Here is a 23,002-nt window from a genome sequence, read left to right as displayed (position 1 = left end):
CGCCACCGGATCGGCCTTTCCGCCCCTCGCGCGGCGGGCTAACAAGGGCGCATGACCCTGCCTGCCCTTTCCCCCGATCAGGCCGAAGCCTGGGACGCGCTTGCCGCCGCGCTGGAAGACTCCGGCATCGACCTGGTCTCGGAGGAGATCGCGCCGCCGAAACCCGGCAGGGGCCGGGTCATGGCGGTGATCGGAAAGGCCGGCTCGGGCAAGACCCTGCTGCTCGCCGAACTGACCAAGGCGCTGAAGGCGGCAGGAGTCGATATCGTCTCGGGCGATTACGAGGGCAAGAAACGCAAGGACCGCCGCACCGTGGCCATCCTTGCCCCGACCAACAAGGCGGCCTTCGTGCTGCGCATGCGCGGAGTGCCGGCGACGACGATCCACCGCATCCTCTATACCCCGGTCTATGACCCGGAATACGAGCGCATCGCCGATTGGCTGACCGGCGCGGGCGAGCGGCCCTCGGTCGAGGGGCTGATGGAGGGGCTGACCGAGGCTGCGCTGGACCGCGCGAAGGCCTTTTACGACCAGCACGCCTCGATCCCCGGCGCCCTTGCGGCCGCGGGTCTGCGCGGCTCGGACTTCATCCGCGGGTGGAAGCGGCGCGAGGACGGGCTGGACATCGGGCTGATCGACGAGGCCTCGATGCTGGACGAGCGCCAGTTCGAGGACCTGCGCGAGATCTTCCCGATCCTGATCCTGTTCGGCGACCCGGCGCAATTGGCCCCGGTCGGGCAGTCGGGCGAAATGGTCTTCGACCGGCTCGCGGCTTCGCAGCGGCTGATGCTGGACCGCATCCACCGGCAGGAGGGCGACAGCCCGATCCTCGACCTTGCCCATGCGCTGGCCGATCCGGCGCTGGAATTCGACACCTTCGAGCGCATGATCCGCGAGGCCGCCGCCCGCGATCCCCGGGTGATCTGGGCCGAGCGGGTCGAGAGCGACCTGATGGCGCAAAGCCCGGTTCTGGTCTGGCGCAACATCACCCGCATCAAGCTGATCCAGGCCTTCCGTTCCGCCTATGGCGCTCCGGGCGACGCGCTGCTGCCGGGCGAGCCCTTGATCTGCGACGGGCTGGAACTGCCCTTGAAGCACCGCAAGAAGCGCATCGACCTGGAGGCGCGCGGGCTGATCAAGGGCGCGCAGGTGATCTATCTGGGACCGGGGCGCAAGCCCGGCTTCTCGCGCCTGCATGTCGTAGGCGCCGAGGAGCCGCGGCTTTCCGCCGCCAGCATTGTCAAGATCGAGATGCCGGATGTCGAGGAGCCCTTCATCCCCTTTGCCGCCCGCATGGGCGCGGCCTTCCTGCATGGCGCGGCGGTGACGATCCACAAGGCGCAGGGCTCGCAATGGCCCGATGTGCAGGTCTTTGCCCCCGACATCGCCGCCGCCGCATGGTCGGGCCGCTCGGAAGCCGGCATCGCACTGTGGAAGCGGCTGGCCTATGTCGCCATCACCCGTGCGCAGGAGCGGCTGCATTGGGTGGTGAAATCGCGCCTGGCCCGGCCCTCGGCCCCGTTGCGGACCGATCACCTGGAGGCCCCGGCCAGCGTGCTGGAACTGGCCGCCGAACCCGGGGAATAGCCGAAGGGCGGCTAGCCGCGCCGCGACAGCTTGCGCGCGGCGGTATTGGGGCGCAGCTGGATCATGCGCAGCTCCAAGGCCTCGGCCAGCGCCTCGCGCGGGATGCCGGTTTCCTGCGACAGCCGCAGCAGGCCGAAATGCACTCGCGCCAGTTCCTGATAATAGCGGGTGAAACTGTAATTGATCGAAGCCCCGGCAATGGCACCCAGGACCGGCACGGCCTGCGCCGCCAGCTTCTGCGCCAGCGAGGCGGAAAGCCGCGGCGCCACCCGCGCGATCAGCGCCTGCACGGTCTGGCCGGTGATGGTCATGCGCGCGGCCAGCAGGCCCAGATCGGTGCCGTCGTCATCGGCAAGCGGCCCGGCCGAGGCAAAGACATGCAGCGCCTCGCGCCGCGCCTCGTCCGAGACCGGGTCGAAGCCGTGCTCGGCGGCGATGTCCATGATCGCGCGCAAAAGCAGCGTGACCGTCACCGGCAGTTCCAGCATGGCGCCGCCGATCCCCGCGAGCCCGCCCACCGCGCCCGAGGTGGTCGACAGCATCCGGTTGAACAGGTCGCCGCGATCCCGCAGCATCCCGCGCGAGCGCGAGGCGGCGTCGAAGGCGCGGTTCAGCGCCGCCAGGGTGATCCGGTCCATGCGCCCGCGCACCGGGGCCGGCAGGCGTTCGATCAGCCCCTCGGCCTTACCGCCGACGGCGGTCAGCAGCTCCATCGCCACGCCGCCCGCCTGAAGATAGCGCCGCGCCAGCCGGTCGATCGCGGCATGCACGGTCGGGTCGTCGATCGGAGGCAGCACGGCCTGGCGGACGGGGATTTGGCTTTGTTCGGTCATCCTGCGGCTTCTCTGGGTTGTCTGGCTTGCACCAGAACTGGGCATCGGCAAGGGAACCCGCAAGGCGTCACCGGGGTTCCGACGGAAGAATGCAAACCTGCCGCATAGCGGCGGGACAAGGACAAGGAAGACTGGAATGAGCATCCGCCGCATGATCCCGGCCCTGACATTGACTGCTGCCCTGGCCCTGGGGCAAGCCGGATTGGCGCAAGAGGCCGACCCGGCGACCCAACCGGCGCAGGAACCCGCCCAGGCCACCGCACAGGAATCGACGCAGGACGGAACGCCCGGGGCGGCCCAGGCTGCGGCCTCCGATGCCGTGCCGGAAGCCAGGCTGACCTTGGCCGATCTGGGCAAGGACCAGGGCCTGACCGCCGCCGTCGAGAAGATGGCCGAGGGGCACCAGATGCCCGAATGGCTGCGCGAGGGCGCGGTCATCTCGCCCACCCAGAAGGTGGCCTTCGGCGGCCGGGAATATCTCGCCATGATGGCGTGCCAGCAGCATGACTGCGCGGAAAACCAGTTCGCGGTGCTTTATGCCCCCGACAGCGGCCTGGCCCATGGGGTACTTTCGGTCCGCGACGGCGAGGGGGCGGAACTGCTGACCTGGCTCGGCATGGCGGGCGGGCCCGAGACCATCGACGGCCGCACCATCCTTTACGCCGCGTTGACCGGCAGCCTGGCCAACCACCCGCAGGATTTCACCTATGCCGAGTGATCCGGCGGCTCGACCTCGGTGCAGCCCTCGCGGCGCATCTCGCGCAGGCCGGCGGCGGCTCCGCCGGTCTCGCGCTCGACCGGGCCGGTGATCCCGGCCCAGGCACCGGGCACCAGTTCCAGCCCCAGCACGCGGTCGGGGTTGGTGGGGGGCGGCATCTCAACATCCTCGAGCTTCCAGAAGCCAAAACGTTGATAATAGGGCATGTCGCCCACCAGCATCACCCGCTGCCAGCCCATCTCGGCCGCCCGTGTCAGGCTTTCGCGCATCAAGAGCGCGCCCAACCCCTCGCCCTGCGTGATCGGATGCACCGCCACCGGCCCCAGCAGCAGCACCGGCCGCCCGCCCACGCGCACCGGCCAATAGCGGATCGCGCCCATCAGCGCGCCGAAATCGTTGCGCAGCATCAGGCAAAGCGGCCCGACCGGGGCAACGCCGTCGCGCAGCCGGTAGGAGGACAGCGCCGTCCGCCCCGGAGCGAAGCACAGGTCCAGCAGCGCCTCGACCTCGGGCGTGTCGGCGGGGGTCTCGGGGCAAAGTTCGTACATCCTGCCTCCGCTGCTGGGATCGGGATTCGGGGCTCGGGCCTGACGCGGCGCAGGGACCGCGTAACATGCAGGCGCGGCCGCGAAAACCGCCTGCGGGATCACAAGATGCAAAATCCGCGGGGCAGGGCCAGCGAGAACGGCGAGGCTTGACGTGCCGCGCGCATGGGGTCACTTCTGGGGCCCGCATCACCCAGGGAACAGCGAGGCCAGCCATGTTCTACCGACCCCAGGACGGCCACGGTCTGCCGCACAACCCTTTGAACGCCATCGTGGCGCCGCGGCCTATCGGCTGGATCTCGACCCGCGGCCGGCAGGGCGACAACCTGGCGCCCTATTCCTTCTTCAACCTGACCGCCTATGTGCCGCCGCAGGTCATGTTCGCCTCGACCGCGGCCAAGCCGGACCGGAACGGCACCAAGGACAGCGTGGCGCAGATCGCCGAATCGCGGGTGTTCTGCGTCAACATCGCCGACGGCCCGCTGAAGGATCAGGTCAACGCGAGTTCGGCCGCCTTCCCCGCCGGGGTGAACGAATTCGAGGCGGCCGGCATCGAGCCCGCCGAATGCCAGACCATCGACTGCCCGCGCGTGGCCGGTGCCGCCGCGGCGCTGGAATGCCGCGCCACGCGCATCCTGCGGCTGGCGGGCGAGGCGAATTACATGGTGCTGGGCGTCGTCACCGGCATCCACCTGCGGGAGGATTGCCTGAAGGACGGCCGCTTCGACCTGCACGGCACCGGCTGGCTGTCGCGCATGGGCTACAAGGACTACACCATCACCACCGAGACCTTCGAGATGGAGCGCCCCTGATGAAGAACCGGCCGGAAAAGCGCCGCCGCGACAGCCGCACGGTGCGCGACTATATCCGCACCATCGTCGATTTCCCGCATGAGGGCATCCTGTTTCGCGACGTGACCACGCTGTTCGCCGATGCGCGCGGCTTTCGCATGGCGGTGGACCAGCTGCTGGCCGCCTATGCCGGCGAGGATATCGACAAGGTCGTCGGGCTGGAGGCGCGCGGCTTCATCCTGGGCGGCGCGGTGGCGCATCAGCTTTCGGTGGGCTTCGTGCCGATCCGCAAGAAGGGCAAGCTGCCCGGCGCCGTCATCAGCCAGGCCTATGCGCTGGAATATGGCGAGGCGGTGATGGAGGTCCATGACGACGCCCTGCGTCCCGGCGAGCGGGTGCTGATCGTCGACGACCTGCTGGCCACCGGCGGCACCGCGGCGGCCGGCATCTCGCTTTGCGAGCGGCTGGGGGCCGAGATCGTGGGCTGCGCCTTCGTGATCGAGCTGCCCGAGCTGGGCGGGCGGGCGCTGCTGGAGGGGCTGGGCCACGAGGTCCACGCCCTGACCAGTTTCGAGGGCGCCTGATCCCTTGCGGCAGGCCCCTGCCGGGGTTAGGTGAGGCCCATGGACAAGAAACCGCCCCTGACCCTTTACCTGGCCGCGCCGCGCGGCTTTTGCGCCGGCGTGGACCGCGCCATCAAGATCGTCGAGATGGCGTTGCAGAAATGGGGTGCGCCGGTCTATGTCCGCCACGAGATCGTGCACAACAAGTTCGTCGTGGACTCCTTGCGCGACAAGGGCGCGGTCTTCGTCGAGGAGCTGGACGAATGCCCCGACGACCGGCCGGTGATCTTCTCGGCGCATGGCGTGCCCAAGGCCGTGCCGGCCGAGGCGCGGCGGCGCGAGATGGTCTTTGTCGACGCCACCTGCCCGCTGGTCAGCAAGGTCCATGTCGAGGCCGAGCGCCATCACGCCGAGGGCTTGCAGATGGTGATGATCGGCCATGCCGGCCATCCCGAGGTGCTGGGCACCATGGGGCAATTGCCCGAGGGCGAGGTGCTGCTGGTCGAGACCGTCGAGGACGTGGCCGGGATCGAACCGCGCGACCCCGCGCGGCTGGCCTTCATCACCCAGACCACGCTGTCGGTCGATGATACCGCCGCCATCGTCGCCGCCTTGCAGGCGCGGTTTCCGGGCATCAGAGGCCCGGCCAAGGAGGACATCTGCTATGCGACGACCAACCGGCAGGCCTCGGTCAAGGCCATCGCCGGGCGGATCGACGCGCTTCTGGTGATCGGGGCGCCGAACAGTTCCAACTCGCGCCGGCTGGTCGAGGTGGGCAGCGCCGCCGGCTGCGCCTATTCGCAGCTGGTGATGCGGGCCGACCAGATCGACTGGCGGGCCATCGAGGGGACGCGGGCGGTGGGCGTGACCGCCGGCGCCTCGGCCCCCGAGGTGCTGGTCGACGAGGTGGTCGCGGCCTTTCGGGCGCGCTACGACCTGACCGTCGAGATGGTCGAGACGGCGCGCGAGAATGTCGAGTTCAAGGTGCCGCGGGTCTTGCGCGAAGCCTGAGCCGGGGCGCACGGCTGCGGGGGGCGCTGCCCCCGGCCCTGCGGGCCTCCCCCGGAGTATTTTTGAAACGGAGAAAGGGTCGGGATGAAGCTCTGGTCGATGCCGTCCTCGGGCAACAGTTACAAGGTGCGGCTGCTGCTGGCGCTCCTGGGCCGCGATTGCGAGGTCGTGGATGTCGAATACCTGACCGAGGCGCTGGAGGCGGCCAAGGCGGCGGGGCGGCTGCCCTTCGGCAAGGCGCCGGTGCTGGAACTGGATGACGGGCGGCTGCTGCCGGAATCGAACGCGATCCTGTGCTGGCTGGGCGAGGGCACGCTCTTCGTGCCGGAGGACGCCTTCGGGCGCGCCGCCATGCTGGGCTGGATGTTCTGGGAGCAGAACCAGCATGAGGGCGTGATCGCCGTGCGCGCGGCCTTGCAGGTCTATCCGCATCGCCGCGCGCAGGCGACGCCCGAGCGCATGGCGGAGCTGCTGGAGCGCGGCCATGCGCTGTTGCAGGTGATGGAGGACCGGCTGGCCGGGCATGACTGGCTGGCAGGCGATGCCGTCAGCCTCGCCGATCTCTGCCTTTACGGCTACACCCATACAGCGGGCAGCCGGGGCGGCTTCGACATGGCGCGTTTCCCGGGCATCGGGCGCTGGCTCGATCGCATCGCCGCCCTGCCCGGCTACGAGGGGATCGAGGCATGAATGCGCTGTTCGCCTGGACCGACGGCGCTTGCAGCGGCAATCCCGGCCCCGGCGGCTGGGGCGTCCTGATGCGCGCCATGGAGGGCGACACCGTGCTGAAGGAGCGCGAGCTGTCGGGGGGCGAGGCCGAGACCACCAACAACCGCATGGAGCTGATGGCCGCGATCTCGGCCCTGGAGGCTCTGACACGGCCCAGCGAGATCACCGTGACCACCGACAGCGCCTATGTGAAGAACGGCGTCACGCAATGGATCCATGGCTGGAAGAAGAACGGCTGGCGCACCGCAGACCGCAAGCCGGTGAAGAACGCCGACCTGTGGCAGCGGCTGGACACGGCGCAGGCCCGGCACAAGGTGCGCTGGGAATGGATCAAGGGCCATGCCGGCCATCCCGAGAACGAGCGCGCCGATGAGCTGGCGCGGGCGGGCATGGCGCCCTTCAAGCCGGCGAAGGTCTCGGGGTGAGCCTCGACGCGCTGATTCCGCTGCTGGACTATGCCAGCGTGCTGGTCTTTGCCCTGACCGGGGCGCTGGTCGCCAGTCGCGGGCAGCTGGACGTGGTCGGCTTCATCTTTTTCGCTACGCTGACCGGGATCGGCGGCGGCACCTTGCGCGACCTGGTGCTGGGCCGGGCGCCGGTGTTCTGGGTCGGTCGGCCCGAGCTGCTGCTGCTGACCGCCGGCGCGGCGATCGTGGTGTTCTTTACCGCGCATCGGCTGGAAAGCCGCTATCGCGCCATCCTGTGGCTGGATGCCTTTGCCCTGGCGGTCGCGGTGCCGGCGGGCGTGGGCGTGGCGCTGGAGGCCGGGGTGAGCCCGGTGGTCACGGTATTGATGGGGGTGATGACCGGCACTTTCGGCGGGCTGATGCGCGACGTGGTCGGGAATGAGGTGCCGCTGGTGCTGAAGCAGGGGGAGCTTTACGTCACCGCCGCCTTTGGCGGGGCAGTGACGGCGCTGCTGTTGCTGACGCTTGGCACCGGACGCGGCTGGGCGCTGATCGGCTGCGCGGCCATGGTGCTGCTGCTGCGCGCCGGGGGCATGAGCTTCGGCTGGCGGCTGCCGGTCTACAAGGCGCGGCCGCCGCGGCGCTAGCGTTCGGACCAGACGGCCATTTCGGTGCCGCCCGGCTCGCGGAACTGGAAACGGCGGCCGCCGGGAAAGCCGAAGATCGGCCTCGTGATCGTTGCCCCGGCCTCGGTCACCCGGGCCAGGGCCGCCTCTAGATCATCGGCCTTCAGGATCACCAGCGGCGGGGCCAGCGGGCCGGCGGCGATGCCGCCCGCAAGGCCGGCATCGGCCATCTCCTGATAGTCGGGGCCGTAGTCGTTGAAGCTCCAGCCGAAGGCGCGGGCGAAGAAAGCCTTCGTGGCCGGCAGGTCGGGCGAGGAAAATTCGAGATAGTCGATCTTCATCGGGAAGCCCCTCTGGATGTTCCCGTTTTGTTTACACCCCTGCGCGGCTCAGCGCAAGACCGGCGGGCCGGGGCGGCGCTCGCGCAGGTCCTCGACCCCCATGCGCAGCCCGGCCCCGATGCGATGCGCGAGCGCCGACCAGGCCCTGGCGGTCTCGGGCGGCAGCGTGCGGCGCAGGGTCTCGTCGAAGAGCATGAGCCAGGGGGCGAAATGCTCGGCCCTCACATCGCCGGCGCGCATGTGGACCTGCATCGGGTTGCCGTCATAGCCGCGCTCGTAAAGAATGGCGTTGCGCCAGAAGCGGGCGATCTTGGCCTCGTGCTCGGGCCAGTCGGCAACATGGGCGGCGAAGACCGGGCCCAGCACCTCGTGCCGGCGGATCGCCGCGTAGAAGGTGGCGACGACGCGGTCGATCTGTTCGGGGGTGACGTCGAAACGGGGCGGGATCATGCGGCGGATATGGACCCCTGCGGCCGGTCCTGCAAGCCCGTCACGGATCGCGCATCCCGGAAAGCGGCGGGATCATGGTGCCTGCGACAAGATGCGTCAGCCCGCCCCGCAGCGGCGGCAGGGTCGAGAGCGGCGCGAGCACCAGGTCGCGCAGCCAGGGCAGGCTGCGGCTGCCCGACTGATACATCGGAGTGAAGGCGGCGCTCATCGCCTGGTAGATGCGCACATGCCAGCGGCGCATGGCGGCGTAATCCGGCAAGGCATCCTCGAGCGGGCGGCGCAGGGCATGGGCCAGCGCCAGGGCATCGAGCAGCGCCATGTTCGCCCCCTGCCCCAGCTGCGGGCTGGCGCGATGCGCGGCATCGCCGATATGGACCAGGCCCGGCGCAAAGGGACGGCGCAGCGTGCCGTGTCCGTAGTGCGCCTGGGTCATCTGGGCATTGGTGTGAATTGGCTCCAGGAACGGCGTCATCTGCGGCCAGAGCGCGGCGACCTGGGCGCGCCAATCCGCGACCGGGGTCTGCGGCCAGCGGTCGAGCTCGGCCAGCGGCATGGACCAGAACACCGCAGCACGCGGCACCGGGTCGCCGGGCAGGCAGCCGATGGGCAGCACGCCCGCCATGCGGCCGGCGCCGCGGTAACGCTGCCGCAGCTGGTCGCGGGGGAAATCCGTCCCGGGCCAGGGCACCGTGCCCCAGATCGCGCCATAGCCCAGCGGCCGCGCCTTGAGCGGCGACAGGCGCGAGCCGGCGCCGCTGGCATCGACCACCAGGTCGAAGGGTCCGAAATCGCGCCCGTCGGCCAGCATGAGCCGCCGTCCCGCCCCGTCCGGCGGCGCCGCGGCGATCTCGGCCCCGGTCACCACCGGCAGGCCGAGCGCGGCGACCCGGTCCCAGAGCAGTTGGAACAGCGTGGCCCGGTGGATGCCGCGACCCGGCGCCGCCGCCGGATAGGAGACGTCCAGCACCTTGCGGCCCCGCGCCTCGTGCCCGAGCATCCGGGCGATGGGGCTGGAGAGGCGGCGGGTGTCCTCGCCCGCGCCGATCCGGTCCAGCACGGCCAGCCCAACCGGCTGGATCACCAGGCCCGAGCCCAGCGGGCGCGGCGCGGCAAAACGCTCGAACAGGGTGACGGCGTGGCCCTCGCGGGCCAGCAGCGCGGCAGCGGCGAGGCCGCCGATCCCGGCGCCGGCGATGGCGATCCTGTAGCTCATGGCCGCTTGCTGCCCGAGGCGGGCCGCGGGTGCAAGCCGCGCTTGCAGGGGTCGGGGCGGTTTCCTATAACCCGCGCATGTTCAGCAGGGCCGGGATCTTTCGAATTACTCGCCCGGCGGCGTAGGAGCCCCTCGCCGCCGGGTCACGCATGCCTGCCCAGCCACCGAAGGATTCCCGCCAGATGAGCGACACGACCACCGAGACCCAAGCCGCGCCCGATTACCGCGACACCGTCTTCCTGCCCCAGACCGATTTCCCGATGCGCGCCGGCCTGCCGCAGCGCGAGCCGGAATGGCTGGCCCGCTGGGAGCGCATCGGCATCTACGACCGGCTGCGCGAGCGCGCCGCGGGCCGCGCGCCCTTCATCCTGCATGACGGCCCGCCCTATGCGAACGGCAACCTGCATATCGGCCACGCGCTGAACAAGACCATCAAGGACATCGTGGTGCGCAGCCACCAGATGATGGGCCGCGACGCCCGCTATGTGCCGGGCTGGGACTGCCACGGCCTGCCGATCGAATGGAAGATCGAGGAGAAATACCGCAAGGCCGGGCAGGACAAGGACGCGGTCGACATGGTCGAGTTCCGCCAGGAATGCCGCCGCTTTGCCGAGGAATGGGTCGACATCCAGCGCGAGGAGTTCAAGCGGCTGGGCGTCACCGGCAAATGGGACGCCCCCTACCTGACCATGGACTATCACGCCGAGGCGGTGATCGCGGCCGAGTTCATGAAGCTCTTGATGAACGGCGCGCTCTACCAGGGCTCGAAGCCGGTGATGTGGTCGCCGGTCGAGAAGACCGCGCTGGCCGAGGCCGAGGTCGAATATCACGACCATACCAGCCATACCATCTGGGTGCGCTTTGCCGTCACCGGGTCGGCGGGTATTTGGGCAACGGAGAAACCCGCAAGCGTGGTGATCTGGACCACCACCCCCTGGACCATCCCGCAGAACCGCGCGGTGGCCTATAATCCGGACGTGGCCTATGGGCTTTATCGCGTGGGCGCGGTGGCCGAGAACGCCACCGCGAAAACCGGCGAGCTGCTGGTGCTGGCCGATGCGCTGGCCGAGAGCGTGCGGCAGGCGGCGAGGATCGAGGACTGGCAGCGCGTCCAGGACGTGGCGGCGGCCGACCTGGAGGGGCTGGTGCTGTCGCATCCGCTGCGCGGCGTGGAGGGCGGCGCGGGCGAATGGGACTATGACGTGCCCATGCTGCCCGGCGAACATGTGACCGAAGACGCGGGCACCGGCTTCGTGCATACCGCGCCCAGCCATGGCGACGACGACTATCAGCTTGGGCTGAAGCACAAGCTGCCGATGACCTATAATGTCGAGCCGGACGGCTGCTATCGCGCCGACCTGCCGCTGTTCGGGGGCCAGGCGATCATCGGGCCGGACGGCAAGGAAGGCCCGGCCAATGTCAGCGTCATCAAGCAGCTGGCCTGGGCGGGCGCGCTGCTGGCCAAGGGCAAGATCAAGCATTCCTATCCGCATAGCTGGCGCTCCAAGGCGCCGCTGATCTATCGCAACACGCCGCAATGGTTCGCCGCCATCGACCACGCGCTGACCGACGGTATGGGCGAATATGGCGACACCATCCGCGCCCGGGCACTGACCAGCATCGACAGGCTGGTGAAATGGTGGCCGCAATCGGGGCGCAACCGCATCCATTCCATGGTCGAGAACCGGCCCGACTGGGTGCTGTCGCGCCAGCGCGCCTGGGGCGTGCCGCTGACCTGCTTCGTGAAGAAGGGCGCCAAGCCCGCCGATCCGGACTTCCTGCTGCGCGACCAGCGGGTGAATGACCGCATCATCGCCGCCTTCGAGAAGGACGGTGCCGATGTCTGGTATCGTGCCGGCTTCAAGGACGAGGTGCTGGCCGGCATCGTCGCCGCCGAGGATTACGAGCAGGTCATGGATGTGCTGGACGTCTGGTTCGATTCCGGCTCGACCCATGCCTTCGTGCTGCGCGACCGCGCCGACGGGGCGCCGGACGGCATCGCCGATGTCTATCTGGAGGGCACCGACCAGCATCGCGGCTGGTTCCAGTCCTCGCTCTTGCAGGCCTGCGCGACCAAGGGCCGGGCGCCCTATCGCAATGTGGTGACGCATGGCTTCACGCTGGACGAGAAGGGCATGAAGATGTCCAAATCGCTCGGCAACACCATCGTGCCGGCCGAGGTCATCAAGCAATACGGTGCCGACATCCTGCGGCTCTGGGTGGCGCAGACCGATTACACCGCCGACCAGCGCATCGGGCCCGAGATCCTCAAGGGCACCGCCGACAGCTATCGCCGGCTGCGCAACACGCTGCGCTTCATCCTGGGCAACCTTGCCGGTTTCACCGAGGCCGAACGCATCGACCCGGCCGAGATGCCGGAGCTGGAGCTGGAGCAATGGGTGCTGCATCGCCTTGCGCAGATCGACCGGCAGTTGCGCAAGGGCTATGACAGCTTCGACTTCCAGGGCGTGTTCCAGACCGTGTTCCAGTTCGCCACGGTGGATCTCTCGGCCTTCTATTTCGACATTCGCAAGGACGCGCTTTACTGCGACGCACCCGATGCGCTGCGGCGGCGGGCGGTGCGGACCGTGCTGGACCTGCTGTTCCACCGGCTGGTCACCTGGCTGGCACCGATCCTGCCCTTCACCATGGAGGATGTCTGGCTGAGCCGCTTCCCCTCCGAGGAGGGCTCGGTGCATTTGCAGGACTTCCCGGCCACCCCGACCGACTGGCTGAACGAACCGCTGGCGCGGAAATGGGAAACCATCCGCCGGGTCCGCCGCGTGGTCACCGCCGCGCTGGAGATCAAGCGCAGCGACAAGGTGATCGGCGCCAGCCTGGAAGCCGCCCCGGTGGTGCATGTCGAAGAGGCCGATGAGCTCAAGGCGCTGAAATCGGTGGATTTCGCCGACATCTGCATCACGTCGGACCTGAGCCTGACCGCCGACCCGGCCCCGGGCGAGGCGTTCCGGCTGTCGGAAGTGCCGGGCATCGGCGTGGTTTTTGAGCCGGCCGAGGGCGAGAAATGCCAGCGCTGCTGGAAGATCCTGCCCGATGTCGGCAGGCACAAGCATCCCGGCACCTGCGCCCGTTGCGACGCGGTACTGAGCGAGCGGTAACCCGCCCGCGGCCGGCCCGCAGCGCGGCGCATCTCCGCGCCGCGCGGCTGCGGGGCATCCGCCGCTAGCGGAGCCAGAGACCGGCCTTCTTCAGCATCTGCCGCGTCCGTCCTTCGCTCAGGGGCGCGCGGCGGTCGAACATGGGGCGGATGCTGCTGCGCCCCACCCCATCCAGCACGATCTTCCTGGCCGGCTCCCAGGTCTCGGCCAGGGGCGCGAGGCGCGGATCGCGCAGCAGCGCCTCGACCGTCTCGACGGCGGCATCGCCCTCACGGGCATAGAGCAGCGACAGGTCTCGGTAATGGCAGGTCACCTCGCCGTCGAGGTCGGCCAGATCCGGAGCCGGGCGCCCGCCGCCGAGCGCATGGATCACCAGCGGAAGCGCCACCTGGTCCAGCAGTACCTCGAGCTTCTGGCAGGCCAGCGCCTCGCCCGGATCGTCGCGGATCGCCAGCGCCCAGTCGAGGAAACACCGGCCGAATTCCTGCGGATCGGCGCCGAAAAACCAGCCGGCATTGAAATAGAGGTAACGTTCCCAATGCTCGTCGGGCTGGCTGCGGTCGAGCGAGCTTTCGTAGTCCAGCCCGAAACGATCATAGAGCGATTTCCAGATCGCGCCATAGCCGGGACCGTAGAGCGGCGGCTCGGGCCAGGTTCCGGTCCGGCGCATCGAGGCAGAGGGGCGCGAGAAGTCGAAGGGCAGCCGGTCCAGCGGTCCCGTCACCAGCGTGTCGCTGTCGAAGAAGATGAACGGCTCACCGGGCGGCAGGACCGCCAGGGCCTCGATCTTGTTGCCATAGGGATAGCGCGCGCCGAAATGCCGGGCGGTAAAGGGCAGGATCTCGGCGCCGAAACCGGCAAGCGCCTGGCGGACGGGCTCGGGCATCAGGGTTTGCGCGCCGGCCCAGGCGCCCTCGGGCCGCGGCTCCGCGACGATCAGCCGGCCGCGCCAGTCGGGCGCATGGCGGCGCAGGCTGGCGGCGAACAGCACGGCTTCCATGCCCAGCCGCATGCCCTGCCCGATCAGCAGGATGTTGAAGAGGGCCGCCTGCACCGGGTCGGGCCGGCCGGCCAAACCCCCGGCGGCCGCGTCGGCCCGGCGCGCCGCACGCTCGGCCTGGCGCGCCTTGCGCCGCGCTTCGCGCTCGGCACGGTTGGCCGCCTGACGCGCGGCCCGTTCGGTCGCACGAGCGGCGGGGCGCAAATCCGTCGGGTCCCGATCCTGGCCCTTCTCCGTCATGGCATTTCCCGTCATGCGAATCTTTACCGCGACAGGTCTTAGCAACAAGACGCCGCTCCATTCCAGAGAGGAATTCAGATTCCCATACTCAACCCGAATGCGATATGGGGCACCGATTAAAGGCCATAAACACGCATAAATTGCACGGGCAGATAAAAATGCGCCATGAACCTCACCAAAAAGGCAGGTTCCCGCTCACCGGCTTTCATTGCAGGGTGGCTTCAGCCGTTGAACGATTTCCACTTTTACAGGTACGGCGAGACCGGGTGAGACGTGGGCACCGTCCTCACCCGGTCGCTACTTTTCCGAATTTGACATCCTGCCAAAGCCCTGTCGATCATTTCTATGAATCCATGGCGCTTTTCCGCCGATACCCTTGGGGAAAGTTGCCTGAACCGCCTGATTTGCAGCCAAACCATCAGGAATATCCGGCGCAATCGCATGACGTGTATTCCTTGATATGAATCACGCCTGGGGTGAGCGGATCGATATTCCACGGCACGGCGAGCCTTAAGGCATCTGGCGACACCTTGCTGCGTCACGGCTCTTGCCTTCTTCGACCTTATCGGTCCTGCCAGCGAATGCAGCGCCGACCGGAGCCAGCCCACGCATTGCGTCATATATATCCGCAGACAATGCCGACTTCGGGGATTTCGGCCGGTTGCCAGACGCAAGGACGACCGGCTAAGTTTCCGGTCCGGTCAGTGGCGTTTCTGGACGCGGATCCCGGAATGCTGCGCTGGCGGCGGGCTTCGCGCAACGGGGCGCCGCGCCGCCTTTCCTGCCAATTGCATTTCACGCCCCGATCGGGGATGACGCCTCCGGACGGCCGGGGCAGCGGCCGGGTTTTGGGGGTGACATGGTCTTGCCGATCGTCGGCATCTGCCGTTTTTCCTTTCTCGGCCGGGGGGATTGGAGTGCCTATGCGCGAACCCAGCGCGGCTCCGCCGCAGAGGCCGAGGCCATGCGCCGCAGCCGCGCCCTGCTTTACGACGAAGCGCGGCTGCGCTTTCGCTTCCGCAGTTTCGAAAGGCTCACGCTGGCCTCGCTGCGGGCGCAGACCGAGCCAGATTTCCACTTCATCGTGCTGAGTTCGACGGCCATGCCGAAGTCCTGGCAGGACCGGCTGCATGCGCTGTGCGCGACGTTGCCGCAAGCGCGGCTGGTGTTCTCCGAGGCCGAGGATGTCGGCAGCGCGCTGGCACCACTTCTGGCCGAGTTCTCATCATCGGGCGAGCCGCCGCTCCAGTTCCGGCTCGACGATGACGATTGCCTTTGCGTCGATTACATCGCCCGGCTTGCAGGCGCCGCGCACACCATGCGCAGCCACGGTGCCTTCGCCTTTTCCCTGCCCCGGGCATTGCTGGCCACGCATTACGCCGGCGCGGGGCCGAAGTATTACGAGTTCGTCCGCCCGTTTCACGCCGCCGGCGCCGCCGCGCGCCTGTCACGACCCGAACGCAGCATCTTTGCCTTCGGCCATTACGCGTTGATGCGCCGCTTTCCCGCGATGCTGGATCACGGACCCATCGGTTCCCTGCAACTGAAATTTCAGGGCCACGACTCGCGCCTGGTCACGCCTGTCCCAGGCAGCGGCCTGACCGCCCTGGCCGAAGCGGATTTCCGCGCATCCCTTGCCCGGCATTTTCCCTTTCTGGATCAAACCGCTCTGGCCGAGTTGGCGGGGCTTCGGGCCGTCGCGGGCTGATCCGCGTCGGGATTTCCGCGGCGATCCGGGAACCCTCGACCCGGAACGGATGTTCAATTTCCACATGCAAATGCAATCCGACCGAAAGGAGTGCCGATGAACTGGGATATCATCGAAGGCAAGTGGAACCAGCTCAAGGGCAGCGTCAAGGAAAAATGGGGCGACCTCACCGATGACGAACTGACCGAAGTCGCAGGCAAGAAGGACAAGCTTGCCGGCAAGCTGCAAGAGAAATACGGCTGGACCAAGGAAAAAGCCGACGAGCAGATCAACAGTTTCTTCAAGGACAAGGGCTGAACGCGTCCACCACCCAGGTCTGACGACAGCCAAAGGCCCCCGGCACCCGTCCGGGGGCCTTTCCACGCCGGAATACCGGCGCCGGACATGAACAAAATGCGAACCAATCGCCCATTGAACCTCCTGCGCCGGCTTCCTATCTTGTCAGCCAGCAGGGGGCGCAGACTGCCTGCCTTAGGGGTTGCGCCTCTTGGCGAGAAAGGACTGATTCCATGAACGAATTCGCCCAAACCACCCATCCGGTCCTGCCCTTGCGGGATATCGTGGTGTTCCCGCACATGATCGTGCCGTTGTTCGTCGGACGCGAGAAATCGGTGCGGGCGCTCGAGGCCGTGATGGAGCAGGACCGCCCGATCCTTCTCGCAGCCCAGAAGGATGCCGCGGTCGATGAGCCCGCTGCCGAGGGGATCTTCCGCACCGGCGTGCTGGCCAATGTGCTGCAACTCCTGAAACTGCCCGACGGGACCGTCAAGGTTCTCGTCGAGGGGCGCGAGCGCGTGCGCATCACCGATTTCGTGCCGAACGACGACTATTTTGAAGCCCGCTGCGAGATGCTGGCCGAGGAACCGGGCGAATCGGATACGCTGACCGCCCTGACCCGCGCCGTGGCCGAAGAGTTCGAGCGTTACGTCAAGGTGCGCAAGAACATCCCCGAGGAAGTCGTCTCGGCCGTGGCCGAGGCGCGCGATCCAGCGCGTCTGGCCGATCTGGTCAGCGGCCATCTGGGCATCGCGCTGGACAAGAAGCAGGAACTGCTCGAGACGCTGGTGATCGCCGAGCGCCTGGAAAAGGTCTATGGCCTGATGCAGGGCGAGATGTCGGTCCTCCAGGTCGAGAAGAAGATCAAGTCCCGCGTCAAGACCCAGATGGAGAAGACCCAGCGCGAATACTACCTGAATGAGCAGATGAAGGCCATTCAGAAGGAGCTGGGCGACGGCGAGGATGGCTCGAACGAGATCACCGAGCTGGAAGAAAAGATCAAGCAGACCAAGTTCAGCAAGGAGGCCCGCGAAAAGGCCGAGGCCGAGCTGAAGAAGCTGAAGTCGATGTCGCCGATGTCGGCTGAGGCCACGGTCAGCCGCAACTATCTCGACTGGCTGCTGTCCCTGCCCTGGGGCGTGAAGTCGCGCATCCGCAAGGATCTCGGCAAGGCCGAGGAGGTGCTGGACGCCGATCACTACGGCCTGGAAAAGGTCAAGGAGCGGATCGTCGAATACCTGGCGGTGCAGAACCGCTCGACCAAGCTGAAGGGGCCGATCCTCTGCCTCGTCGGCCCTCCGGGCGTCGGCAAGACCTCGCTGGGCCGGTCGGTGGCACGCGCCACGGGGCGCGAGTTCATCCGCATCTCGCTGGGCGGGGTGCGTGACGAATCCGAGATCCGCGGCCACCGCCGCACCTATATCGGCTCGATGCCCGGCAAGATCATCCAGGCGCTGAAGAAGGCCAAGACCACCAACCCGCTGATCCTGCTCGACGAGATCGACAAGATGGGCCAGGACTTCCGCGGCGACCCGGCCTCGGCCATGCTGGAGGTGCTGGATCCCGAACAGAACGCGACCTTCGTGGACCACTATCTGGAAGTGGAATACGACCTGTCGAACGTGATGTTCGTGACCACGGCCAACAGCTACAACATGCCGGGCCCCCTGCTCGACCGGATGGAGATCATCCCGCTGGCCGGCTATACCGAGGACGAAAAGCGCGAGATCGCGCGCCAGCACCTGCTGCCCAAGCAGATCAAGGCGAACGGGCTGCGCAAGGGCGAGTTCTCGGTGACCGACGAGGCGCTGACCCATGTGATCCGCTACTATACCCGCGAGGCGGGCGTGCGGTCCCTGGAGCGCGAGATCGCCAAGCTGGCCCGCAAGGCCGTGACCGAGATCCTCAAGGGCAAGGTCAAGTCGGTCGAGGTCACGCCCGAGAAGGCCGAGGAATACCTGGGCGTGCGCCGCCATCGCTATGGCTTGGCCGAAAAGGACGACCAGGTCGGCGTGGTGACGGGCCTGGCCTGGACGCAGGTCGGTGGCGATCTGTTGCAGATCGAGGCGCTGAAGCTGCCTGGCAAGGGCCGCATGAAGACGACCGGGAAACTGGGCGACGTGATGAAGGAATCGATCGACGCCGCATCCTCCTTCGTCCGCTCGATCAGCCCGGAAATCGGGATAAAGCCGCCGAAATTCGAGACGGTGGACATCCACGTCCACGTTCCCGAAGGCGCGACGCCCAAGGACGGGCCCTCGGCGGGTATCGCCATGGTGACCTCGATCGTTTCGGTGCTGACGCAGATCCCGGTCCGCAAGGATGTTGCCATGACCGGCGAGGTGACCCTGCGGGGCAATGTGCTGGCCATCGGCGGGCTCAAGGAAAAGCTGCTGGCGGCGCTGCGCGGCGGCATCAAGACGGTGCTGATCCCGGCCGATAACGAGAAGGACCTGGCCGAGATCCCGGCCAATGTGAAGGAAGGGCTGAAGATCATCCCCGTCAGCCACGTGCGCGAGGTGCTGCAACATGCGCTGGTGCGGCTGCCCGAGCCCATCGAATGGGACGAGGCCGCCGAGGAAGCGGCAGAGGCCACCCGCCTCGCCGCGACCCGTGACCAGGGAAGCGGCGGCGCGGCGGTCGCCCACTGACACCCGAACCGCGCGGGCCTTCCCGCGCGGTTTTTTCTTGACCGAGGCTCCAGCGGAAAGGAGTTCGCTCATGGCAAGATCGGAGGAAAAACCGGAAAGGGAGAGCATGGCCGAGCCGGAGCCGGCGAAGGTGCTGCAAAAGCGGCAGCTCCTGGCGCAGGTGGCACGCCGGACCGGCCTGCGCAACAGCGAGGTCAAGGCGGTCGTCGAAGCCACCCTTGCCGAACTGGACGAGGCCATCGCCGCGGGCATGACGCTGGCTTTGCCGCCGCTCGGCCGCGCCCGCATCAGCCGGCGCAACGACCGTTCGGGTGGCGAGGTCATCACCCTGCGCCTGCGCCGCCGCATCGCTGGCGAGGTGTGATTTTTCGTCGGAAACCTCTTGCAGCCTGCTGCGGCTGCGGCTATCTAGCGCGCATCGGGCGATTAGCTCAGCGGTAGAGCGCTTCGTTCACATCGAAGATGTCAGCGGTTCAAATCCGTTATCGCCCACCATTATTTTCAACGACTTAGGCCTGCGCATATGAAGCGCGCCTAGGTCGATTGAATTTCTCCCTGCGGATATTGGCGCGAAGATCTACAGGATCTGGATATGGTGCGCGTCGTTTGACACGACGATCTGCGGGACGCCGGAGGAACTCGGATAGGTCCAGTAAAACATGCCCATGAGAGGTCAGCCCCAATAGGGTGGGCCGAGATGGAACAGGGTCTCGGCGCTGTCATAGCGGGGGATGAAGTCCCCCAGCTAGGCACTCGATCACAACGCCGATGAGGCGGCTGTGCAGATCCCCCAGCATCGGCTCCAACGTGGTCAGGTTGAACCGGCCCGGCCGTTTCTTTGCCACGCCGAAGTTGCGCCCAGGGACCTTGCCGCCAAATGCGAACCTTTGCAGGTAGAGGAACCTGGCGGCCCTCTCCAGGTCGGTCAGCGTCTCCCGGTCCACGCGCACCAAGCGCTCGAACTCGGCCCTGGTGGTCAGTTGGAATCGCAGCGTGTCCAGGCACTGCGGATAGTGGCGCAGCAAAATCAGGAACAGGTTGACGATGTCCTTGGCGCGGTCGTTAATCACCTCGACCCTGGGCCGAGTCGAGCGGCGTAGGAAGACGCCGTCCATGCCCACGAAAGGCTCGACATAGGTGACGCAGAGCGTGGCGTCGATGATGGTGCAGGTGCGCTTGGCGAGGTTGCGCTTGCCGCCCAGCCAGGGGGCGACAGGCGCGGCCAAGGTGATGTTGGTGAGCACGGCGGCTCCTATAGTTCACAACAGCCCGCAAGAACTTAAAGGGAACAAATGCCGCTGATGCGCCTGGTCGCCGATCAGGGTCGGCCGCTGATCCTGGTCGATAGTCTCGGCTGGGTCTGGGAGCGTTGGGTGATTTCCTCGGTCGAGGAGCGCAAGAGCCTGTTCATGGCCGACGGCGCGCCCCGCAAGATCGAGTTCACCATGTCACTCTTGGCCTATGAGGGCGATGGGCATGTTCACGATCTATCGCACCTTCTACGGCGACATGCTGGATGCGATCTGCAATACTCGGCTGGGATCCGAGCGCCACGTGCCCGAAGGGCTGGAGGTGGGCCCCGGCCTGGCCGTGTTCGGCCCGGTCTATCCGGCCGGGGTGGTAATCACGCTGCCCGAGATTTCCGAACCGGTCGCGGCCGGACTGATCCGGCTTTGGGAGCAGACATGAAGCCCGCGTTCCGAATCGTCGTCGATGGCACCGACCGCAGCGCGGTGATCGGCGACCGGCTGATCAGCCTGCTGGTGACGGACGAGGACGGCAACAAGGCCGACCGGGTCGAGATCGAGCTCGACAACCGCGACAGCCGCATCGCCTTTCCCGAGATCGAGGCGCGGCTGGAGGTCTCGCTGGGCTTTGCCGGCAGCCCGCTGGCGCCGATGGGGTTTATGCCGTCGATGGGGTCTCGGGGCGCGGCCCGGTGCGGACGCTGTCGATCACCGTTACCGCGGTCGACCTCAAGGACGATATCCGCGTGCCGCGCGCCCGTTTCAGGATCGACCGCAGCTTGCCGCAGATCGTCTCGACCGTCGCCGGCGAGGCCGGGCTGAAACCGGTGGTCGGAGACAGCCCGCACGGTATCGGCTGGCCCTTCCTCGCCCAGACCGCCGAAAGCAACCTGCATTTCCTGACCCGGCTCGCGGCCGAGCTCGATGCGACCTGCAAGCCGGCCGGAGGCGCACTGGTGGTTCAGCGCCGGGGCGAGGGCAAGACCGCCGCCGGCGACGCGCTGACCCCGCCCAGGATCACGCCGCAGCGCCTGACGGATTGGAGCTGGTCCTATCGGGGCCGCACCGTCTATCGCTCGGCCGAGGCGGAATGGACCGAGACCGGCACCGGCGTCACGCACAAGGTCAAGCGGGCTCGGGCACGCCGCTGAAGAAGATCCGCCATCCCTTCGCCACCGAGGCCGAGGCGACCCGCGCCGCCGAAGCGGCCCTGCAAGGCGCAGAACGCGCGGCCATGGAGATCACCTGCGCGTTGACCGGCTTCGAGCCGGGATTGCTGGGCGGCGACACAGTCCAGTTGGCAGGGCTGGAGCCGGGGACATGATCGCGTATGCTGTGGGGGAGGCCGCGGGACAACGGCCGCTGGTATCGACGACGAGGCGGAATGGACGGCAGCACGGACACCACCGCGACGAAGCAAGCCCGGGGCACGCCCGGAGAGGTCTTTGCCGCCTTTCTCAAGCTGGGCCTGACCTCCTTTGGCGGTCCGATCGCGCATCTGGGCTTTTTCCGCGATGAGCTGGTGGTGCGGCGGAAATGGCTGTCCGACCATGCCTATGCCGATCTGGTTGCGCTCTGCCAGTTCCTGCCCGGACCGGCCTCCAGCCAGGTGGGCTTCGCCCTCGGGCTGATGCGGGCCGGCTGGCTCGGCGCCCTGGCGGCCTTTGCCGCCTTCACCCTGCCTTCCGCCATCGTCATGGTCATCTTTGCCCTGACGGCGGCCTCGGTATCCGGGGTGGTGGGCGGCGGCGCGCTGCATGGGCTCAAGATCGTTGCCGTCGCCGTGGTGGCGCAGGCCGTCTGGGGCATGGCCAGGACGCTCTGTCCGGACCGAGAAAGAGCCGCCATCGCCGTCGGGGCCGTCGCCATGCTGGCCTTCATGCCCGGCAGCCCCGGCATGCTGGGCGCCATCGGCTTCGGCGCCCTGGCCGGGCTGATCCTGTGCCGGAGAACGGTGATGCCCCCGGGCGGCCATGTCTCGGTGCCGGTCGGTTACGGCCAGGCCGCGATCAGCCTCGCAGCCTTCGCGGCGCTGCTGATCCTGCTGCCGCTGGCCGCCGGCTCATCGGGCGCCTGGGCCGTCTTCGACGGCTTCTATCGGGCCGGGGCGCTGGTTTTCGGCGGCGGCCATGTCGTGCTGCCGCTGCTGCAAGCCGAGATGGTCGAGACCGGCCGCGTCGCGGCGGACGCTTTCCTGGTCGGTTATGGCGCGGCGCAGGCGGTGCCGGGGCCGTTGTTCACCTTTGCCGCCTATCTGGGCGCGGCGCAGGGCCCAGAGCCGAGCGGCCTTGCCGGGGCCGCCATTGCCCTGGTCGCCGTGTTCCTGCCCGGCTTCCTGATCCTGATCGCGGCCCTGCCCTTCTGGGACCGATTTCGGACCATGGCGGCGGTGCAATCGCTCATGCAGGGCGCCAATGCCGCCGTGGTCGGCATCCTGGGCGCCGCGCTTTATGCGCCGGTCTTCACCAGCGCGGTCGGCAACATGCGGGACTTCCTTCTGGCACTGGCCTGTTTCGTGGCGCTCACCGCCTGGAAAGCACCGCCCTGGGTGGTCGTGCTGCTGGCCGCGGCCGGGGGCATCGCGCTCGCGCTGACCGGATGAGCCGCGCGCATCACGGCCTGGTGATCCTGTCCCCTCCAGCGCGTGACGTGCATCACCGGTAAGCGGGCGCGGTTTCTCGGTCATTCAGTGTTTCCGCCGTTCGGCTCAGGGCCAAGGCCGCGAACTCCGGCCACGTCCTTTCGTCAGCCTGGAGGGCGCTCATTCGAGCTTGCCGGCCTCCTTGTAGAAACGCTCGGCGCCCGGATGGAACGGAATGCCCGCACCTTGCGTCGCATTGTCCAAGGTGATCAGCTTGCCCTTGGCATGGCCGGCGGCGAACAGCTTTTGCGTGTTCTCGTTGTAAAGCGCCTGGGTGATGCCGTGGATCAGCTCCTCGGGGTGATC

The 23,002-nt window shown here is 67.8% G+C and carries 25 protein-coding genes, 1 tRNA gene and 2 pseudogenes; 20 read left to right on the top strand and 8 right to left on the bottom strand.

The features are described from left to right. Positions 1–51: 51 nt before the first annotated feature. On the top strand, positions 52–1,587 hold the full coding sequence (locus AQY21_RS14555; RefSeq protein ID WP_058098347.1) for an ATP-dependent RecD-like DNA helicase: 1,536 nt from the start codon (positions 52–54) through the stop codon (positions 1,585–1,587). 11 nt (positions 1,588–1,598) lie between these two features. Here AQY21_RS14555 and AQY21_RS14550 read toward each other — a convergent pair whose 3' ends face one another. Then, positions 1,599–2,420: an EcsC family protein gene (locus AQY21_RS14550; RefSeq protein ID WP_058098346.1), complete on the bottom strand. Its 822-nt coding sequence runs from the start codon at positions 2,418–2,420 to the stop codon at positions 1,599–1,601. Between the two features lie 136 nt (positions 2,421–2,556). On the opposite strand from AQY21_RS14550, the gene AQY21_RS14545 reads away from it, so the two are divergent. Then, a complete protein-coding gene (locus tag AQY21_RS14545) occupies positions 2,557–3,138 on the top strand; it encodes an Ivy family c-type lysozyme inhibitor (protein WP_058098345.1) in 582 nt (193 codons plus the stop codon). On the opposite strand, the gene AQY21_RS14540 is transcribed toward AQY21_RS14545, so the two are convergent. Then, a complete protein-coding gene (locus AQY21_RS14540; protein WP_058098344.1) occupies positions 3,126–3,686 on the bottom strand; it encodes a GNAT family N-acetyltransferase in 561 nt (186 codons plus the stop codon). The genes AQY21_RS14545 and AQY21_RS14540 overlap by 13 nt on opposite strands. 212 nt (positions 3,687–3,898) lie before the next feature. Between AQY21_RS14540 and AQY21_RS14535 the strand changes: the two genes are divergently transcribed. The 6 genes from AQY21_RS14535 (at position 3,899) to AQY21_RS14510 (ending at position 7,831) form a co-directional block, all read left to right on the top strand. Beyond that, the gene (locus tag AQY21_RS14535; RefSeq protein WP_058098343.1) at positions 3,899–4,495 is read left to right on the top strand and encodes a flavin reductase family protein; all 597 of its coding nucleotides are present in this window, start codon (positions 3,899–3,901) and stop codon (positions 4,493–4,495) included. Further along, complete coding sequence (locus AQY21_RS14530) at positions 4,495–5,058, top strand: adenine phosphoribosyltransferase (RefSeq protein ID WP_058098342.1); 564 nt, start codon at positions 4,495–4,497, stop codon at positions 5,056–5,058. The genes AQY21_RS14535 and AQY21_RS14530 overlap by 1 nt, the downstream gene beginning before the upstream one ends. A gap of 39 nt (positions 5,059–5,097) precedes the next feature. Then, positions 5,098–6,048 (top strand): 4-hydroxy-3-methylbut-2-enyl diphosphate reductase, encoded by a 951-nt coding sequence (ispH, locus tag AQY21_RS14525; protein ID WP_058098341.1) that lies wholly within the window; start codon positions 5,098–5,100, stop codon positions 6,046–6,048. Between the two features lie 84 nt (positions 6,049–6,132). Further along, complete coding sequence (locus tag AQY21_RS14520) at positions 6,133–6,738, top strand: glutathione S-transferase family protein (protein ID WP_058098340.1); 606 nt, start codon at positions 6,133–6,135, stop codon at positions 6,736–6,738. After that, on the top strand, positions 6,735–7,202 hold the full coding sequence (gene rnhA / locus AQY21_RS14515) for a ribonuclease HI (RefSeq protein ID WP_058098339.1): 468 nt from the start codon (positions 6,735–6,737) through the stop codon (positions 7,200–7,202). The genes AQY21_RS14520 and rnhA overlap by 4 nt, the downstream gene beginning before the upstream one ends. Continuing rightward, positions 7,199–7,831, top strand: coding sequence for a trimeric intracellular cation channel family protein (locus tag AQY21_RS14510; RefSeq protein ID WP_082658118.1), 633 nt, complete (start codon positions 7,199–7,201; stop codon positions 7,829–7,831). The genes rnhA and AQY21_RS14510 overlap by 4 nt, the downstream gene beginning before the upstream one ends. On the opposite strand, the gene AQY21_RS14505 is transcribed toward AQY21_RS14510, so the two are convergent. Genes AQY21_RS14505 through AQY21_RS14495 form a run of 3 tightly spaced genes read right to left on the bottom strand, consistent with a single transcriptional unit; the run spans position 7,828 to position 9,814 of the window. Next, a complete protein-coding gene (locus AQY21_RS14505) occupies positions 7,828–8,151 on the bottom strand; it encodes a VOC family protein (RefSeq protein WP_058098338.1) in 324 nt (107 codons plus the stop codon). The two genes, AQY21_RS14510 and AQY21_RS14505, sit on opposite strands and share 4 nt — an antisense overlap. Before the next feature lie 48 nt (positions 8,152–8,199). Then, complete coding sequence (locus AQY21_RS14500; protein WP_058098337.1) at positions 8,200–8,601, bottom strand: group III truncated hemoglobin; 402 nt, start codon at positions 8,599–8,601, stop codon at positions 8,200–8,202. 40 nt (positions 8,602–8,641) lie between these two features. Then, positions 8,642–9,814: an NAD(P)/FAD-dependent oxidoreductase gene (locus AQY21_RS14495; protein WP_058098336.1), complete on the bottom strand. Its 1,173-nt coding sequence runs from the start codon at positions 9,812–9,814 to the stop codon at positions 8,642–8,644. Positions 9,815–9,996: 182 nt separating this feature from the next. Between AQY21_RS14495 and ileS the strand changes: the two genes are divergently transcribed. Continuing rightward, entirely contained in the window at positions 9,997–12,933 is a 2,937-nt protein-coding gene (ileS, locus tag AQY21_RS14490; protein WP_058098335.1) for an isoleucine--tRNA ligase, read from the top strand. A gap of 64 nt (positions 12,934–12,997) precedes the next feature. On the opposite strand, the gene AQY21_RS14485 is transcribed toward ileS, so the two are convergent. Then, positions 12,998–14,173: a hypothetical protein gene (locus AQY21_RS14485; protein WP_082658120.1), complete on the bottom strand. Its 1,176-nt coding sequence runs from the start codon at positions 14,171–14,173 to the stop codon at positions 12,998–13,000. An 859-nt stretch (positions 14,174–15,032) separates the two neighbouring features. On the opposite strand from AQY21_RS14485, the gene AQY21_RS14480 reads away from it, so the two are divergent. The 5 genes from AQY21_RS14480 (at position 15,033) to AQY21_RS14460 (ending at position 19,303) form a co-directional block, all read left to right on the top strand. Continuing rightward, complete coding sequence (locus AQY21_RS14480; protein ID WP_058098334.1) at positions 15,033–15,881, top strand: glycosyltransferase; 849 nt, start codon at positions 15,033–15,035, stop codon at positions 15,879–15,881. A gap of 96 nt (positions 15,882–15,977) precedes the next feature. Further along, the gene (locus AQY21_RS14475) at positions 15,978–16,178 is read left to right on the top strand and encodes a CsbD family protein (RefSeq protein WP_058098333.1); all 201 of its coding nucleotides are present in this window, start codon (positions 15,978–15,980) and stop codon (positions 16,176–16,178) included. 212 nt (positions 16,179–16,390) lie between these two features. After that, the gene (gene lon / locus AQY21_RS14470) at positions 16,391–18,808 is read left to right on the top strand and encodes an endopeptidase La (RefSeq protein ID WP_058098332.1); all 2,418 of its coding nucleotides are present in this window, start codon (positions 16,391–16,393) and stop codon (positions 18,806–18,808) included. A 70-nt stretch (positions 18,809–18,878) separates the two neighbouring features. Beyond that, a complete protein-coding gene (locus tag AQY21_RS14465) occupies positions 18,879–19,172 on the top strand; it encodes an HU family DNA-binding protein (protein ID WP_058098331.1) in 294 nt (97 codons plus the stop codon). 56 nt (positions 19,173–19,228) lie between these two features. Then, a tRNA-Val gene (locus AQY21_RS14460) sits at positions 19,229–19,303 on the top strand. A 181-nt stretch (positions 19,304–19,484) separates the two neighbouring features. Here the strand turns inward: AQY21_RS14460 and AQY21_RS14455 are convergent. Further along, positions 19,485–20,052: pseudogene (locus AQY21_RS14455) on the bottom strand (DNA adenine methylase); the annotation flags it as partial. A 48-nt stretch (positions 20,053–20,100) separates the two neighbouring features. Here AQY21_RS14455 and AQY21_RS29820 point away from each other — a divergent pair. The 6 genes and pseudogenes from AQY21_RS29820 to chrA all read left to right on the top strand — a co-directional run. Beyond that, positions 20,101–20,262, top strand: a pseudogene (locus AQY21_RS29820) (phage tail protein); the annotation flags it as partial. Positions 20,263–20,284: 22 nt separating this feature from the next. Then, a complete protein-coding gene (locus AQY21_RS14450) occupies positions 20,285–20,497 on the top strand; it encodes a tail protein X (protein WP_058098401.1) in 213 nt (70 codons plus the stop codon). Beyond that, a complete protein-coding gene (locus AQY21_RS29815) occupies positions 20,494–20,877 on the top strand; it encodes a hypothetical protein (protein WP_238986793.1) in 384 nt (127 codons plus the stop codon). Before AQY21_RS14450 ends, AQY21_RS29815 begins: the two co-directional genes overlap by 4 nt. Beyond that, on the top strand, positions 20,835–21,206 hold the full coding sequence (locus tag AQY21_RS29810; RefSeq protein ID WP_238986792.1) for a hypothetical protein: 372 nt from the start codon (positions 20,835–20,837) through the stop codon (positions 21,204–21,206). Before AQY21_RS29815 ends, AQY21_RS29810 begins: the two co-directional genes overlap by 43 nt. Continuing rightward, positions 21,146–21,379: a hypothetical protein gene (locus AQY21_RS29805; protein ID WP_238986789.1), complete on the top strand. Its 234-nt coding sequence runs from the start codon at positions 21,146–21,148 to the stop codon at positions 21,377–21,379. The genes AQY21_RS29810 and AQY21_RS29805 overlap by 61 nt, the downstream gene beginning before the upstream one ends. 60 nt (positions 21,380–21,439) lie before the next feature. Then, a complete protein-coding gene (gene chrA / locus AQY21_RS14440; RefSeq protein WP_058098329.1) occupies positions 21,440–22,657 on the top strand; it encodes a chromate efflux transporter in 1,218 nt (405 codons plus the stop codon). A gap of 159 nt (positions 22,658–22,816) precedes the next feature. Here the strand turns inward: chrA and AQY21_RS14435 are convergent. Continuing rightward, the coding region (locus tag AQY21_RS14435) for a TAXI family TRAP transporter solute-binding subunit (protein ID WP_238986788.1) at positions 22,817–23,002 on the bottom strand (186 nt) is incomplete at its 5' end.

This window comes from Paracoccus sp. MKU1 (assembly GCF_001447385.1).
GTDB lineage: Bacteria > Pseudomonadota > Alphaproteobacteria > Rhodobacterales > Rhodobacteraceae > Paracoccus.
Note: the sequence above shows the minus strand (reverse complement) of the source record. Positions and strands in the feature narration are given on the sequence as shown.

What these genes read in the sequence shown, in the direction of transcription:
- AQY21_RS14555 (WP_058098347.1), top strand. Translation starts at nt 52, where the DNA reads ATGACCCTGCCTGCCCTTTCCCCCGATCAGGCCGAAGCCTGGGACGCG.
- AQY21_RS14550 (WP_058098346.1), bottom strand. Translation starts at nt 2,420, where the DNA reads ATGACCGAACAAAGCCAAATCCCCGTCCGCCAGGCCGTGCTGCCTCCG.
- AQY21_RS14545 (WP_058098345.1), top strand. Translation starts at nt 2,557, where the DNA reads ATGAGCATCCGCCGCATGATCCCGGCCCTGACATTGACTGCTGCCCTG.
- AQY21_RS14540 (WP_058098344.1), bottom strand. Translation starts at nt 3,686, where the DNA reads ATGTACGAACTTTGCCCCGAGACCCCCGCCGACACGCCCGAGGTCGAG.
- AQY21_RS14535 (WP_058098343.1), top strand. Translation starts at nt 3,899, where the DNA reads ATGTTCTACCGACCCCAGGACGGCCACGGTCTGCCGCACAACCCTTTG.
- AQY21_RS14530 (WP_058098342.1), top strand. Translation starts at nt 4,495, where the DNA reads ATGAAGAACCGGCCGGAAAAGCGCCGCCGCGACAGCCGCACGGTGCGC.
- ispH (WP_058098341.1), top strand. Translation starts at nt 5,098, where the DNA reads ATGGACAAGAAACCGCCCCTGACCCTTTACCTGGCCGCGCCGCGCGGC.
- AQY21_RS14520 (WP_058098340.1), top strand. Translation starts at nt 6,133, where the DNA reads ATGAAGCTCTGGTCGATGCCGTCCTCGGGCAACAGTTACAAGGTGCGG.
- rnhA (WP_058098339.1), top strand. Translation starts at nt 6,735, where the DNA reads ATGAATGCGCTGTTCGCCTGGACCGACGGCGCTTGCAGCGGCAATCCC.
- AQY21_RS14505 (WP_058098338.1), bottom strand. Translation starts at nt 8,151, where the DNA reads ATGAAGATCGACTATCTCGAATTTTCCTCGCCCGACCTGCCGGCCACG.
- AQY21_RS14500 (WP_058098337.1), bottom strand. Translation starts at nt 8,601, where the DNA reads ATGATCCCGCCCCGTTTCGACGTCACCCCCGAACAGATCGACCGCGTC.
- AQY21_RS14495 (WP_058098336.1), bottom strand. Translation starts at nt 9,814, where the DNA reads ATGAGCTACAGGATCGCCATCGCCGGCGCCGGGATCGGCGGCCTCGCC.
- ileS (WP_058098335.1), top strand. Translation starts at nt 9,997, where the DNA reads ATGAGCGACACGACCACCGAGACCCAAGCCGCGCCCGATTACCGCGAC.
- AQY21_RS14485 (WP_082658120.1), bottom strand. Translation starts at nt 14,173, where the DNA reads ATGACGGAGAAGGGCCAGGATCGGGACCCGACGGATTTGCGCCCCGCC.
- AQY21_RS14480 (WP_058098334.1), top strand. Translation starts at nt 15,033, where the DNA reads ATGGTCTTGCCGATCGTCGGCATCTGCCGTTTTTCCTTTCTCGGCCGG.
- AQY21_RS14475 (WP_058098333.1), top strand. Translation starts at nt 15,978, where the DNA reads ATGAACTGGGATATCATCGAAGGCAAGTGGAACCAGCTCAAGGGCAGC.
- lon (WP_058098332.1), top strand. Translation starts at nt 16,391, where the DNA reads ATGAACGAATTCGCCCAAACCACCCATCCGGTCCTGCCCTTGCGGGAT.
- AQY21_RS14465 (WP_058098331.1), top strand. Translation starts at nt 18,879, where the DNA reads ATGGCAAGATCGGAGGAAAAACCGGAAAGGGAGAGCATGGCCGAGCCG.
- AQY21_RS14450 (WP_058098401.1), top strand. Translation starts at nt 20,285, where the DNA reads ATGTTCACGATCTATCGCACCTTCTACGGCGACATGCTGGATGCGATC.
- AQY21_RS29815 (WP_238986793.1), top strand. Translation starts at nt 20,494, where the DNA reads ATGAAGCCCGCGTTCCGAATCGTCGTCGATGGCACCGACCGCAGCGCG.
- AQY21_RS29805 (WP_238986789.1), top strand. Translation starts at nt 21,146, where the DNA reads ATGGACCGAGACCGGCACCGGCGTCACGCACAAGGTCAAGCGGGCTCG.
- chrA (WP_058098329.1), top strand. Translation starts at nt 21,440, where the DNA reads ATGGACGGCAGCACGGACACCACCGCGACGAAGCAAGCCCGGGGCACG.